General features: G+C 60.7%; 11 protein-coding genes and 1 tRNA gene. 10 read left to right on the forward strand and 2 right to left on the reverse strand.

The genetic code is table 11. The annotated features are described in order from the left end of the window. Positions 1–7 precede the first annotated feature (7 nt). The 5 genes from G359_RS04045 to G359_RS04065 all read left to right on the forward strand — a co-directional run bounded on the left by G359_RS04045 (position 8) and on the right by G359_RS04065 (position 6,593). Positions 8–1,093, forward strand: coding sequence for an AI-2E family transporter (locus tag G359_RS04045; RefSeq protein ID WP_045835096.1), 1,086 nt, complete (start codon positions 8–10; stop codon positions 1,091–1,093). Between the two features lie 8 nt (positions 1,094–1,101). After that, positions 1,102–1,776, forward strand: coding sequence for a P-loop NTPase family protein (locus G359_RS04050; protein WP_045835097.1), 675 nt, complete (start codon positions 1,102–1,104; stop codon positions 1,774–1,776). A gap of 93 nt (positions 1,777–1,869) precedes the next feature. Continuing rightward, positions 1,870–4,038 (forward strand): RNA degradosome polyphosphate kinase, encoded by a 2,169-nt coding sequence (locus G359_RS04055; RefSeq protein WP_045835098.1) that lies wholly within the window; start codon positions 1,870–1,872, stop codon positions 4,036–4,038. A 15-nt stretch (positions 4,039–4,053) separates the two neighbouring features. After that, a complete protein-coding gene (locus G359_RS04060; RefSeq protein ID WP_045835099.1) occupies positions 4,054–5,589 on the forward strand; it encodes a Ppx/GppA family phosphatase in 1,536 nt (511 codons plus the stop codon). 77 nt (positions 5,590–5,666) lie between these two features. Beyond that, positions 5,667–6,593, forward strand: a complete 927-nt coding sequence (locus G359_RS04065; protein WP_045837617.1) for a DnaJ C-terminal domain-containing protein — start codon at positions 5,667–5,669, stop codon at positions 6,591–6,593. A 211-nt stretch (positions 6,594–6,804) separates the two neighbouring features. Here G359_RS04065 and rnd read toward each other — a convergent pair whose 3' ends face one another. Continuing rightward, complete coding sequence (gene rnd, locus G359_RS04070; protein WP_082072788.1) at positions 6,805–7,959, reverse strand: ribonuclease D; 1,155 nt, start codon at positions 7,957–7,959, stop codon at positions 6,805–6,807. A 246-nt stretch (positions 7,960–8,205) separates the two neighbouring features. Between rnd and aspS the strand changes: the two genes are divergently transcribed. Next, complete coding sequence (gene aspS, locus G359_RS04075; protein WP_045837618.1) at positions 8,206–10,002, forward strand: aspartate--tRNA ligase; 1,797 nt, start codon at positions 8,206–8,208, stop codon at positions 10,000–10,002. A 106-nt stretch (positions 10,003–10,108) separates the two neighbouring features. Here aspS and G359_RS04080 read toward each other — a convergent pair whose 3' ends face one another. After that, entirely contained in the window at positions 10,109–10,396 is a 288-nt protein-coding gene (locus G359_RS04080; RefSeq protein ID WP_045835101.1) for a hypothetical protein, read from the reverse strand. A gap of 184 nt (positions 10,397–10,580) precedes the next feature. On the opposite strand from G359_RS04080, the gene panE reads away from it, so the two are divergent. The 4 genes from panE (at position 10,581) to G359_RS04100 (ending at position 13,128) form a co-directional block, all read left to right on the forward strand. Then, positions 10,581–11,516, forward strand: a complete 936-nt coding sequence (panE, locus tag G359_RS04085; RefSeq protein WP_045835102.1) for a 2-dehydropantoate 2-reductase — start codon at positions 10,581–10,583, stop codon at positions 11,514–11,516. Between the two features lie 88 nt (positions 11,517–11,604). After that, a complete protein-coding gene (locus tag G359_RS04090; RefSeq protein ID WP_045837619.1) occupies positions 11,605–12,117 on the forward strand; it encodes a thioredoxin family protein in 513 nt (170 codons plus the stop codon). A 73-nt stretch (positions 12,118–12,190) separates the two neighbouring features. Then, positions 12,191–12,277, forward strand: a tRNA-Leu gene (locus G359_RS04095). 548 nt (positions 12,278–12,825) lie between these two features. Further along, positions 12,826–13,128 carry a hypothetical protein gene (locus tag G359_RS04100; protein WP_045835103.1) on the forward strand — a complete coding sequence of 101 codons (303 nt, stop codon included), beginning with the start codon at positions 12,826–12,828 and terminating at the stop codon, positions 13,126–13,128. Positions 13,129–13,184 lie beyond the last annotated feature (56 nt).

Genomic DNA, 13,184 nt, shown 5'->3' on the forward strand with positions numbered 1-13,184 from the left:
GAGAGAAATGCATTTCGAGCGGCACGCGCTGTTTTGGACGGCGACTGCGCTGCTGTTCGCCTACATCGTTCAACTGATTGCGCCGGCACTCGTGCCCTTCGTGATTGGTTTGGCGTTCGCCTACTTTCTGAACCCGATCGTCGACACGATGGGCCGCGCCGGCATCCCGCGCTGGATCTCGGCTATTTTCCTGCTCGCGGCGACGGCGTGCGTAATCACGTTAGTGCTCGTTTTCGTCGTCCCGATCCTCGTGCAGCAGGCCGCCGGGCTCGTCGAAGCCGCTCCGCGAGAAATCGCCCGTTTGAAGGATGTGATTGAAACGCTCGCGCGCGATCATCTGGGGATCCGATATCCTCAGGCGGAAGCAGCCGTCAGATCAGCGCTCGATTCCTTCACGTCCTCGGTCCCGTCTTTGATGGGGACGTTTGCTCAAGAGCTTTGGAAACAAGGGACGGCCGCCGTCAACTTCTTCACCGTGGTCCTCATCACGCCGGTCGTCTTTTTCTACGTTGTCGTGGATTGGCCGAAGATGATGGCCAAAATCGACTCCTGGCTGCCGCGCCAGGAAGCGGACCAGATCCGCGGCCTCGCCATTGAGATCGACAGCCGCATTTCCGCGTTCATCCGCGGACAGGGCGTTGTGTGCATCCTGCTGGCGCTGTTCTACGCGATCACTTTGAGCCTCGCCGGACTGGACTATGGCTTGCTCGTCGGCTCGCTGACGGGCCTTGCAGCCTTCATTCCCATCTTCGGATGGTCGCTCGGCGCGCTCACCGCCATGATCATCGCGTTCGTGCAGTATTGGCCGGATTTCACGCACATCCTGATTATCGCGGGCATCATGCTCGCCGGACAGGCGCTGGAATCGGGGATTCTGAGCCCCTACGTCATCGGCTCCGAAGTCGGGTTGCATCCCGTCTGGGTTATCTTTGCGCTGTTGACGTTCAGCTATCTGTTCGGATTTCTTGGCCTTCTTGTCGCCGTGCCGGTTTCTGCCGCAATCGGCGTGCTCGTACGCTTTGCCCTCCGATCCTATCTCGAGTCATCGGTCTATCAAGGTGAGGTGGAGCTCACTTTGAAGGACAAGCCTTGAACAGCGCCATGACGACGACCCCTGAGCAGCTTGTATTCGAACTGCCGCACAGAGCGGCAATGGGCCTCGAGGACTTCCTCGTTTCAGAGTCGAACGCCGCAGCCGTCGCGCTCGTCGACCGCTGGCCGGACTGGCCGATCGGCGCCGCCGTGCTTGCAGGCCCGAATGGAAGTGGAAAAACCCATCTCGCCAACGTCTGGCTGAAGCGGGCAGAGGCAACGCAATTCGAGGCCTCCGCGCTTTCGCGAGAAGCCGTGCCCGCGATGGCGTCTGAGGGCGCCCTTCTCATCGAGGACGTCCAGAAGATCACCGATGAAGCGGCACTGTTTCATCTTCTGAACCTGGTGCGCGAACAGCGCCTACAGATCCTTTTGACGACCGACACCGTGCCGGGGGAGCTGGCGATCGCACTTCCCGACCTTCGCTCTCGCTTGAAAGCGCTTCCGCTTGCGACCATCGAGCCGCCGGATGACGCGCTGCTTCGCGCCGTTCTGGTCAAGCTCTTCGCCGACCGCCAGTTGAGCGTCGAGCCGCAACTGGTAGACTATGTTCTCGTTCGGATGGAACGCTCCATGCTGGCCGCTGAACGCTTCGTCGCGGAGGCGGACCGCCGCGCCCTCGTGCTGCAGCGCCGCGTCACGCGATCCATTGCCGCTGTTACGTTGGACGCGCTGGGCTATTAATCGTCCTATACTGAGCATTAAGGCGCCCGATCGTCATTTGGGTGTTATGTATTGTGTAGATCTAACGGCCGGATTCGGAGCATCTCCCCAACTATGGCAACCGCGCAGAAAAGAAGTGGCAAGGCGAACGTCGATATCGTCCCGGAAGGGCCGGACCGCTTCTACAACCGCGAGCTGTCATGGCTTCAGTTCAATCGTCGCGTTCTGGAAGAAGCGGGCAATGCCCATCATCCGCTTCTCGAACGACTGCGCTTCCTATCGATAGCGGCGGCCAACCTCGACGAATTCTACATGGTTCGCGCTGCCGGCGTTTACGGCCAGATCCGCGCCGGCATCACGACTCTCTCCCAAGACGGCATGACGCCGATGCAGCAGCTGGCTGCGATCAACAAGTTCGCGACAGGTCTCGTGGCCGAGAAGCAAGCGAGCTGGCGTACGGTCACGAGCGAACTGGCCGGAGCCGGATTTTTCGTGCTGCAGCCCGATGAGCTGACGGATACGCAGCGCGATTGGCTCGAGCGTCTGTTCATGACGCACATCTTTCCGATCCTGACGCCGATCGCCGCCGATCCCGCACATCCGTTCCCATTCATTCCCAACAAGGCGATGACCATCGTCGTCGAAATGGTGCGCCCCATCGACGGCAAGACGATGAACGGGCTCATTCCCATTCCCGGCCAGCTCGAGCGCTTCATCCGTCTTGAAGCCGAGCCCGACAAGCCGAAGGAAATCCGCTTCATTCAGCTCGAATACGTCATCGGCATGTTCCTGCCCGAGCTGTTCACCGGCTTCGAAATAAAGAGCAAAGGCGCGTTTCGCGTCCTGCGCGACAGCGATATCGAACTCCAGGAAGAAGCCGAAGATCTCGTCCGGTCCTACGAAAGCCAGTTGAAGCGGCGCCGTCGCGGCAACGTCATCCGGCTCGAGATCGAATCGCGGATGCCGGAGCGCTTGCGCAAATTCGTCATCGACGAGCTTGAGGTTCGCGAAGAAAGCGTCTTCGTCAAAGATGGTATCTTGGCGCTCGCCGATACCTCGCAGCTCATCGTGCAGGACAGGCCTGATCTACAGTTCAAGCCGTTTCCGATACGTTTTCCCGAACGCATCCGCGAATTCAGCGGCGACTGCTTCGCGGCTGTCCGCAACAAGGATATCGTCGTCCATCATCCCTACGAAAGTTTCGACGTCGTCGTTCAGTATTTGCGCCAAGCGGTGGCCGATCCAAACGTCATGGCGATCAAATGGACGCTCTATCGAACGTCACGCGATAGCCCGATCATTCAGGCGCTGAAAGAGGCGGTCGAAGCCGGCAAATCCGTCACGGCCGTCGTCGAGCTCAAAGCCCGCTTCGATGAAGCCGCAAACATCCGCTGGGCGCGCGATCTTGAAAGCGCGGGCGTGCACGTCGTCTACGGATTTACCGAATTGAAGACGCACGCCAAGCTCGGGCTGATCGTCCGCCGCGAGGGCACCGAGCTGACAACCTACTGTCATATCGGCACCGGCAACTATCATCCCCAAACAGCGCGCGTTTATACGGATCTGTCGCTCTTCACGACGGACCCGGTGATGGCGCGTGACATCACCCGCATTTTGAATTTCGTGACGGGATACGGCGAGCCCGTCGAACTCGAGTGCATGGCGGCAAGCCCGCACGGTATCCGCAACCGGATTATGACGCACATCGCCGAAGAGATCAGAAACGCCAAAGCCGGAAAGCCTTCGGGCATCTGGTGGAAGATGAACGCGCTCGTCGACGCTCAAATCATTTCAGCGCTTTATGACGCGAGCAACGCCGGCGTGCCGATCGACCTCGTCGTACGCGGCATCTGTTGCTTGCGCCCAGGAATTCCGGGGCTTTCGAGCAACATCCGGGTGAAAAGCATTGTCGGCCGCTTCCTCGAGCACGCGCGCATTTACTGTTTCGCGAACGGTGGGGCCTTGCCTTCGGCCAAGGCCGCCGTCTACATCAGCTCCGCCGACATGATGCCGCGCAATCTCGACCGACGCGTCGAGGCCCTGTCGCCCGTCAAGAATCCTACGGTGCACGAACAAGTGCTCGCTCAGATCATGGTTGCGAACTTGAAGGACAATCAACAGAGCTGGCGGATCAATTCCGATGGCAGCTCGACCCGGATACAACCGGGTCCTGGGGAGGAAGCCTTTAATGCCCAGAAGTACTTCATGACCAATCCATCGCTTTCGGGCCGCGGGCAATCTCTCAAAGAGAATTTCCCGCAACGCTTTCGCCAGCCCGGTTGAACCGGGAGTCCAATCTTGACACGGTGGAAAGAACTCTCGGGCGCAAACGAGCGTACCGCGGAAATGGAACCTATCGGCGTTGTCGATATCGGTTCGAACTCCGTGCGTCTCGTCGTCTATGAAGGCGCGGTTCGCGCGCCCACTCCCGTATTCAACGAAAAGATTCTGTGCGGCCTTGGCCGCTCGGTCGCGACCACTGGCAGCCTCGGCAGCGAAGCTGTGGAGCGCACCCTGTCGGCGCTCGCGCGCTTCCGCGTGATCGCGCAGATTCTCAGCGTCAAAAATCTCAAGGTCATCGCCACGGCAGCCGTTCGCGACGCGCAAAACGGCCGGGACTTCATCGAAAAGGGCGAGCTGGCCATCGGCGCCAAGATCGAGGTTCTATCCGGCGAGAAGGAAGCGCGCCTCGCCGCACAGGGTATCTGGATGGGCTTCGTCGACGCTGACGGCGTCGCGGGCGATCTCGGTGGCGGCAGCCTCGAGCTGATCGATCTGGAACAGTATAAGTTGAAGGAAGCTGCCACGCTTCCTCTCGGCGGTTTGCGGCTCATCGATACGACCGGCAACAAAATCGAGCGCGCGATTGATGTCATCGATAACGCGCTGGCGAGCCTGCCGTGGATAAGAAACGGCGCCGGCCGCACATTCTACGCGGTCGGCGGTACATGGCGTTCGCTCGCCAAGATGCAAATGGATCGCGTCGATTATCCGTTGCGCGTGATGCAGGGCTACCGCCTGATGACTCGCGAAGCGCTCGACCTATGCGAGCAATTTCGCAAAGCCAAAAAGCCGCTCGACCTCCCGGGCATCACCGGTGTCGCCAGGGCACGCCGCGAGGTACTGCCGTTTGGCGCGCTCGTTCTCGAACGGCTGCTTCGCCTGATGGAGCCGCGTCAGGTCGTATTCTCCGTCTTCGGAATTCGTGAAGGGCTGATCTACAGTCTCCTGCCGCCGCTGGAGCAGGCCCGCGATCCACTGATTAGTTTCTGCGAAGATTACGCCGCCCTGCGGTCGAGATCGCTCGCCCACGCTTTCGAGCTTTGCGACTGGACCGATCAGCTCTTCGCGGATCCCGCTCAGGAGGAGACAGCCGACGAGCGCCGCCTCCGCCACGCCGCCTGTCTGCTTTCCGACGTCGGCTGGCGGGCTCATCCGGATTATCGCGGCGAGCAGAGCGTCAACACGATCGCCCATGCCGGCCTCGGCGGGGTCGATCATCAGGGCCGCATCTTCCTCGCCCTCTCCGTTTTCCATCGCCATGAAACATCGGAGGATAACGGCCAGCATCTGTCGGACAGGCTGCGCAGCCTGGTCAGCAAACGGGTCCAGCGCCGGGCGAGGATCGTTGGCGCCGCGATCAGGGCTGCCCATATGCTTTCCATCGGAATGGCCGGTGTCATCGACCAAACGCCGCTTAGTTATGAAGACGGCACCCTTGTGTTGACGATTCCGGCAGCCTACGCAGCCTTGGACGGGGAGAGGTTGCGCCGCCGATTCGAGACGCTTGCGGCTTTGGTCGGCAAAAGGCCGGAAATCCGAATTACCCGTTGAGAGGCAGTACGCCTCGCTTGCAACGCACCAATTTCTGATAGTCTGTTACAAAAGTTACCGGGATGAAGACAGCCTCCATGGCCGAAGACCTTTACGAAATTCTCGGCGTCTCGCGGGGAGCCACCGAGGACGAGATTCGTGCGGCATTTCGTAAGGCGGCCAAAGCCAATCATCCCGACGTCAACCCGAACAATGCCGGCGCCGCCGAGCGTTTCAAGAAAATAACCGCCGCCAACGATATCCTGAGCGACCCCGAAAAACGCCGCCAGTACGACGCTGGCGAGATTGACGCCAAGGGCGACATACGCCGCCCGCAGTGGAATAGGGCGGCAGGAGCGCAGCGCGGTCCATACTCGGCAAGAGGCTTCGAAGGCCGCCCCGGTGCAAGCGGCTTCGAGGATTTCAGCTTTTCCGACATTTTTTCCGATGTCTTTGGATCAGGCGGCGGCGGCCGCCGCGCAAGCCAGGGCTTCGCGCCCCGTGGCCAGGATCTGCGCTATTCGCTCGAGGTCGATTTTCTCGAGGCCGTACTAGGCGCCAAAAAGCGCGTGACACTGCCCGATGGCGGCGTGCTCGACCTCACAGTGCCCGAAGGCGTGATGGACGGCCAGACGCTGCGCCTGAAAGGCAAAGGCACACCCGGAGGCCCGGGTTCCGAGGCGGGAGACGCGCTGGTCGAAATCAAGGTGCGTCCGCACGCTGACTTCAAGCGCGACGGCGACGATATTCTTCTCGAACTGCCCATTACGATCGACGAAGCGGTCCTCGGAGGCCGCGTCGAAGTCCCGACACCGACGGGCCGGGTGCAGCTCAATATTCCGAAGGGAAGCAGTTCAGGAAAGACGTTCCGCCTCAAAGGCAAGGGCGTTCGCGGCAAGAACGGCGCGCACGGCGATCAGCTGGTAACCGTCAAGATCGTACTGCCGCAGGAGATCGACGATAGCCTGTCGTACTTCTTCTCCGAATGGCGCCAAAAACACGCCTACGACCCCGGCCGGAAGTAGTTCGTCCACCCATTTAACGTCATCCCGGCGCAGGCCGGGATCCAGCCAAGCATCTGCACCCGTTATGTGGAGACTTGCCTGGGTGCCGGCCTCCGCCGGCATGACGGTGATTGGTGCGGTTCCCCGAAGATGAGTCGGCAATCGCCATAAAGAAACTTGCGATTGGTGGCTTGCTCTCCGAAGGAGAGTCCCCAAGCGCAACATAAAACTTCTATCTAGCGGCAGGTACCGCGCGAACTTCGCCATCGACGAGCGTCAGGGCCAGTTCGCCGCGCTTGAGCTTCAAAGCCGCATCGCCGAAGAGCGTCCGCCGCCAGCCCTGGAGGGCCAGGATGTCGGCTTCATCAGACGTTGCAAGCGCTTCGAGATCGTCGCTGTCCGCGATGATACGGGGCGCGACGCCATGCTCCGCTGCAGCAGCCTTCAAAAGCACCTTCAGCAATTCGAGCGTGGCGCTCGCTTCAGCCGAAAGCGCTTCGTTGCGCTCGATTTTCGGCAACGTCTTGGGATCGCGCGCCAGACCCGCCTTGACGACGTCGACGATTTCCTTGGCCCGCTGCGATCGGGCGAAGCCGTCTGAAAGCGTCCGAAGCTGGCCGAGCGAATCAGCGCTCGCCGGAAGCTGGTTGGCGATGTCGTACAAGGCATCATCCCTGAGGACGCGTCCGCGCGGCACGTCGAGCGATTGCGCCAGACGCTCGCGCCAGGCCGCAAGCTCGATCAGGACCGCCAGCGATTTCCGTCCCTTCACGCGAAGCTTGAGCCGCTGCCAGGCGTTTTCCGGCTTCGCGTCGTAGGTCGCGGGGCTCGTGAGAACGTGCATCTCTTCCTGCAGCCACGGCGTACGGCCGGTCTTCTCCAGCGTCTGCTTCAGGCGCTGGTAGACGTCTCGGAGATGCGTCACGTCGGCGAGCGCATAGTCGAGCTGCTTTTCCGAAAGCGGCCGGCGGCTCCAATCGGTAAAGCGCGAGCTTTTGTCGAGATCGACGGAGGTCGTCTTCTTGACGAGGTTCACGTAGCTGATGCTGTCGCCATAGCCGCAGACCATCGCCGCGACCTGCGAATCGAACACGGGCGTGGGCACGATCCCCGACTTCAGGAAGATGATCTCGATATCCTGCCGCGCCGCGTGGAACACCTTGACGACCGCGGTATCAGCCATCAGCTGGTAGAAGGGCGCGAGATCGAGACCCGGACTGAGCGGGTCGACCACAGCCTCGGCTTCCGGCCCAGCGAGCTGGATAAGGCAAAGCAGCGGCCAGAACGTCTGCTCGCGCAGAAATTCGGTGTCAACTGCAACATATTCACTTTTTGCCAGCACCTCGCAAAGGGCCGACAGTTCTGACGTGGTCGTGATCATTCGCATCAAGGCAGCCCTATAGCGCATGGTCTGGAAATTGTCGCCATCAGCTTGATTGGGGAGGTAGGGCGTTTTTTCGCAAGGGATCGGGGAAGCGGGTCGGCCGCCGGCAAAGGTCCGGACCGGGCCCTGACCCGTTCGACCATTAACGTGGTGGGTGCTAACCTTGACTTTCGCGCGGCCGCATGCGCTTTTCCGCGGCGATTTTCACCCACATCGATCAAAGGGTTTCCGGCCATGGCCGAGGCTAAGCTGCATCGTTATCGCTCGCACACATGCGGCGCCCTCCGAAAGAGTGACGTCGGTTCACACGTGCGGCTTTCTGGCTGGGTGCATCGCGTCCGCGACCACGGCGGCGTGCTCTTCATCGATTTGCGCGATCACTATGGCCTGACTCAGGTTGTCGCAGACCCGGACAGCCCCGCCTTCAAAACGGCCGAGACCCTCAGGTCGGAATGGGTCGTCCGCATCGATGGCAAGGTCCGCGACCGGCCCGAAGGCACGACGAATTCCGATCTCCCGACGGGCGAAATCGAGCTTTACGCAACCGAGATCGAAGTTTTGTCGGCTGCGAAGGAACTGCCCGTTCCGGTCTTCGGCGAGCCCGAATACCCGGAAGATCTGCGGCTACAGTACCGCTTCCTCGATCTCCGCCGCGAGACGCTGCATTCGATCATCATGAAGCGGCTCGAGATCACGCGCTCGATGCGCCGCCGCATGCACGACGAAGGCTTCAACGAATTCCCGACGCCGATCCTGACGGCCTCGAGCCCGGAAGGCGCACGCGACTTCCTGGTGCCGAGCCGCATCCACGCTGGGAAATTCTACGCACTCCCGCAGGCACCTCAGCAGTATAAGCAACTCTTGATGGTCTCGGGCTTCGACCGCTATTTCCAGATCGCGCCCTGCTTCCGCGATGAAGACCCGCGCGCCGATCGCTTGCCGGGCGAATTCTACCAGCTCGACGTCGAGATGAGCTTCGTCGAGCAGGAAGACGTCTTCGCGACGATGGAGCCGGTCATCACGGGCCTCTTCGAAGAGTTCGCTGAAGGCAAGCCGGTGACGAAGAACTGGCCCCGCATTCCCTACGACACGGCAATCGCGAAATACGGTTCCGACAAGCCGGATCTGCGCAACCCGATCGAGATGGCCGACGTCACGGAGCACTTCCGTGGCTCGGGCTTCAAGGTCTTCGCCGGCATGATCGAGAAGGATCCGAAGGCGCGCATCTGGGCCATCCCCGCGCCGACGGGCGGCAGCCGCGCCTTTTGCGACCGCATGAATTCATGGGCGCAAGGCGAAGGCCAGCCGGGCCTCGGCTACATCTTCTGGCGTGAAGGCGAAGAAGGCGGAGCTGGACCGGTCGCGAAAAACATCGGACCGGAACGCGCGACCGCAATCAAATCGCAGCTCGGCCTTAAAGAGGGCGACGCCGTATTCTTCGTCGCGGGCAACCCGGCCAACTTCTACAAGTTCGCAGGATTGGCGCGCGACCGCGTCGGCCAAGAGCTGAAGCTCATCGACGAGAACCAGTTCGCGCTCGCTTGGATCGTCGACTTCCCGTTCTACGAATGGAACGAGGAAGAGAAGAAGATCGACTTCTCGCACAACCCGTTCTCCATGCCGCAAGGCGGCGGAGAGGCGCTCGACGCGGCGACGACGACCGAAGAGCAGCTGAAGCTCAAAGCCTACCAGTACGACATCGTCTGCAACGGCTACGAGATCGCATCCGGTGGCATTCGTAACCACAGACCGGACGCCATGATCAAAGCCTTCGGCATCGCGGGCCTCGGACCCGAAGTCGTCGAGCAGCGCTTCGGCGGCCTCTTCCGTGCCTTCCAGTATGGCGCGCCTCCGCACGGCGGCATGGCTGCCGGTCTCGAGCGCATCGTCATGCTGCTGACGGGCTGCAAGACCGTTCGCGAAGTGGCGCTCTTCCCGATGAACCAGCAGGCCGCCGATCTGCTGATGGGCGCACCGAGCGAAGCCGCGCCAAAGCAGCTCCGCGAACTCTCCATCCGCGTCGCTGCGCCGGAGAAGAAGGCTTAACGTCGTCGGCCTCGCATCAAGCCGACTGATATGTCGCGCGAATAGAAAATCGGCGCCCATCCGCTAGGCGGAGAGGCGCCGATTTGATGTTAGCCCGGGAGAAACATTACTCCGTCGCGGCGTTCACCGCGCGCGGTTCTATGACCGCTACAAATACTGTTTTGCCATCTTTCGTGGCTGTGCCGACCCAACGGCCGGACTCGCGGTGAAGGGGCGAAATCTCCGTATATCCCTGATGCGCCAGCTGCTGCCGCGCCTGCTCGGCATTGGCCGCGTTGGCGAGTTCAGCGCTGAATGCCGCTGTTTTTCCAGCGTCGATCGAAGAAGATTCTTCCGCAACGGCCGGAAGCGCAAAGAAGGCTGTTGCCAGTCCAACTGAAATTATGCGGATCATATAAACTCCGTTATGTTTCGCTGCGGATCTCTCTCTCCGCGTCATCCTCCACATAGGGAGCTTTACGCATCACCGCCAAACAACTCCCCGTGCGAGAAACGTTGCCAATCGTGAAATGATGTGATCATCGCGGGAAACCTTCCCGCATTACCGTTTAGACAGAAACAAAAGCGGACCTCCCTCCATGCGAATTCTCTTTCTCGGTGCCGGGGCAACCGGCGGCTATTTCGGCGGACGGCTGGCGAAGGCCGGCGGCGATGTGACGTTTCTCGTTCGGCCGAAACGCCGCGATCAGCTCATCCGCGATGGCATCAAGATCGAAAGTCCCGTGGGGAATTTGACGACGCCCGTAAAGGCGATCACGCGCGAGGAAATCTCCGCTCCTTACGACGCCGTTATTCTAAGCTCGAAGGCTTACGACCTGAGCGATGCTATCGAAACGATACGGCCCGCAGTCGGCGAAAACACTTTGGTTTTGCCATTGCTCAACGGCTTGAAGCATCTTGAAGCGCTCGACGATGCATTCGGTGCCCCACGCGTCCTCGGAGGCATGTGCCAGATCAGCGTCACGTTGACTGACGACGGCACGATCCAGCACTTCGGGCCGTTCGCGGCTGTCACCCTCGGGCCGAGACTCGCCGAACAAAAGACCGCGTCGGCAAAGCTCCACGATGTGCTCGCGAAAGGCTTCGATGCGCGTTACTCCGACGACGTCATCGCCGCGATGTGGGGCAAGTGGTTTTTCATAGCCGCGCTCGCATCGTCCACGTGCCTGATGCGCGCGACCGTCGGCGAGATCAATCGCACCGAAAATGGCCGCGAATTCCTGGCGAATATCGTGAGCGAATGTGTGGCCATCGCCACCGCGAACGGCTATCCGCCGGAGCAGGCGATGCTCGAATTCACGAAGTCCTTGATGAGCGACTCAAACTCCAAGATTTCGGCGTCCATGCTTCGCGACATCGAACGTGGCGGCCGGATCGAAGCCGAACAAATCGTAGGCGACATCGTCCGTCGAGGCCGAGCGCAGAACGTCGCGACTCCGCTTCTCGAAACGGCCTTGATACATCTACAAGCTTATGAGAACCGGTTTACGCCGAGTGAGCCCGTCAGCCGCTGAGGCGGATTACCTGATGTTAATTTTGGCGGTCTTGTCTCGCGGCCGCAAAAGCAGGAAAAGCGGAGCACAAGCGTTGGAGTTCCGAAGCATGATCCGTCCACTTGTCTGCGCCGTGCTGTTGTTGGCCGTGCTCCCCTTTGCCGCCCTCGCACGGACGGCGAACCACGCGGGCGATTGGAACGGCGCCGAGATCAACTGGCGCGACGCGCGTTCGGGCATCTATGAAGCGTCGAAAACCCGCCGCCCCGTTTTGATGGTCTTCCACGCGACGTGGTGCTCTTTCTGCAAGCGCTTCCGGAAAGTCTTCAAAGATCCCGCTGTTGTCGCCGCCTCGCGCGATTTCGTCATGATCCTCGCAGACGCGGACACCGAGAAGGAGCTCAATGGCGCCCTCTCGCCTGACGGGACCTACGTGCCGCGCACGCTTTTCATCGATCCCGACGGCAACGTCTCCGACAAGCTCGTTGGCTCGGACCCGCAATATCCGCATTCGCTGGATGTCGAATCGCCGGCCGAGCTTCTCTCTCTGATGAAGAAAGCTCGCCACGTATTCGATATGGCTCCCGTGTCGTCACCGGCAGCGGGCGCAGACCCGATCTGATACGCGGGCAGGGCAGGATTTGCATCCTGGCCTGTTGCACTCCGCCGTCCAAATCGCCATAAGTCCGACCGGCGCGGACGTGGTGGAACCGGTAGACACACAGGACTTAAAATCCTGAGACGGTAACGTCGTGAGGGTTCGAGTCCCTCCGTCCGCACCAAGCGGATCTGCCAGTGAAAAGTCGATTTGACCGACCGCGAACTTTTTCGCGGGAACGGTGCATTTGGGCACGTCTGTTTGGACTTTCGCGCGGACAAACCGACGTGAGCTTTGCCGAGAAATCGGACGTCGAAATAAACGCGAACGGTCGTTTTAGTCACGGAAGCGATAGGTCTGCTAGGGTGCTGCGAGTGGACATTACGTTTACGCCGCTTCTCGACGCTCAACGATCTGCTCTTGGCACGCTCGCCTTACCCGACGACCGATGCGGACGCTGTGTTTTTGGCCCTGACACCTATCGATTTTGCAAGCTGATAGGTGACACGTTCAAGACGGCCGGCGACATCGGCTGGGGGTAGGAGCCGGAGGCATGAGGTTCTATTCCGCATGAGCCGAGCCGGGCACTACGGGCCGCCGGATGGGTGGCAAATGCGGCACGCTTTCCGGTTCCTTTCGGGAGAACCGGCTTGCAGCAGGCCGATTCTGTTGTCCAGGACCACGCGCTCAACTAGTTTCCAGACTGGGATGACTCATTTTTCGGAGGGGCAAATGCGTTCTTTGAAACTAGGCTTAGCCGCCGCGGCGGCCTTCTGCGCACTTTCGGCAACGGCTCAGGCTGATTGCGTCAAGGTCGGAGCGGTCGGCGAAGCTGTGACCCACGATATCGCAGTGCTCTTCTCGACGCACGGCCTTGCAAACATCATCTATGGGCAGGGCCGCGTCGGCAAAGGCCCGGTCCACACGAAGTGCGAAGACGGCTCAGGTACAACGACGTGTCACTCCTCGCAGACGGCGTGCAAAGTGACGACACCCAAAACCTGCTTAGGCGCTTGGCTTTGCTTCCCGGCGTGACCGCGTCGCTCGGCGCAAATGTAGAATAGCGCGACTTCGAAAGAGGGACCGTGACC

It is taken from the genome of Hyphomicrobium sp. 99, assembly GCF_000384335.2.
In the GTDB taxonomy this organism is placed as follows: domain Bacteria; phylum Pseudomonadota; class Alphaproteobacteria; order Rhizobiales; family Hyphomicrobiaceae; genus Hyphomicrobium_B.

Bases quoted from the DNA above. Each gene is read 5' to 3' on its own strand.
- panE (WP_045835102.1), top strand. From the start codon at position 10,581: ATGCGAATTCTCTTTCTCGGTGCCGGGGCAACCGGCGGCTATTTCGGC.
- G359_RS04090 (WP_045837619.1), top strand. From the start codon at position 11,605: ATGATCCGTCCACTTGTCTGCGCCGTGCTGTTGTTGGCCGTGCTCCCC.
- G359_RS04100 (WP_045835103.1), top strand. From the start codon at position 12,826: ATGCGTTCTTTGAAACTAGGCTTAGCCGCCGCGGCGGCCTTCTGCGCA.
- rnd (WP_082072788.1), bottom strand. From the start codon at position 7,959: ATGCGAATGATCACGACCACGTCAGAACTGTCGGCCCTTTGCGAGGTG.
- G359_RS04065 (WP_045837617.1), top strand. From the start codon at position 5,667: ATGGCCGAAGACCTTTACGAAATTCTCGGCGTCTCGCGGGGAGCCACC.
- G359_RS04050 (WP_045835097.1), top strand. From the start codon at position 1,102: ATGACGACGACCCCTGAGCAGCTTGTATTCGAACTGCCGCACAGAGCG.
- G359_RS04080 (WP_045835101.1), bottom strand. From the start codon at position 10,396: ATGATCCGCATAATTTCAGTTGGACTGGCAACAGCCTTCTTTGCGCTT.
- G359_RS04055 (WP_045835098.1), top strand. From the start codon at position 1,870: ATGGCAACCGCGCAGAAAAGAAGTGGCAAGGCGAACGTCGATATCGTC.
- G359_RS04045 (WP_045835096.1), top strand. From the start codon at position 8: ATGCATTTCGAGCGGCACGCGCTGTTTTGGACGGCGACTGCGCTGCTG.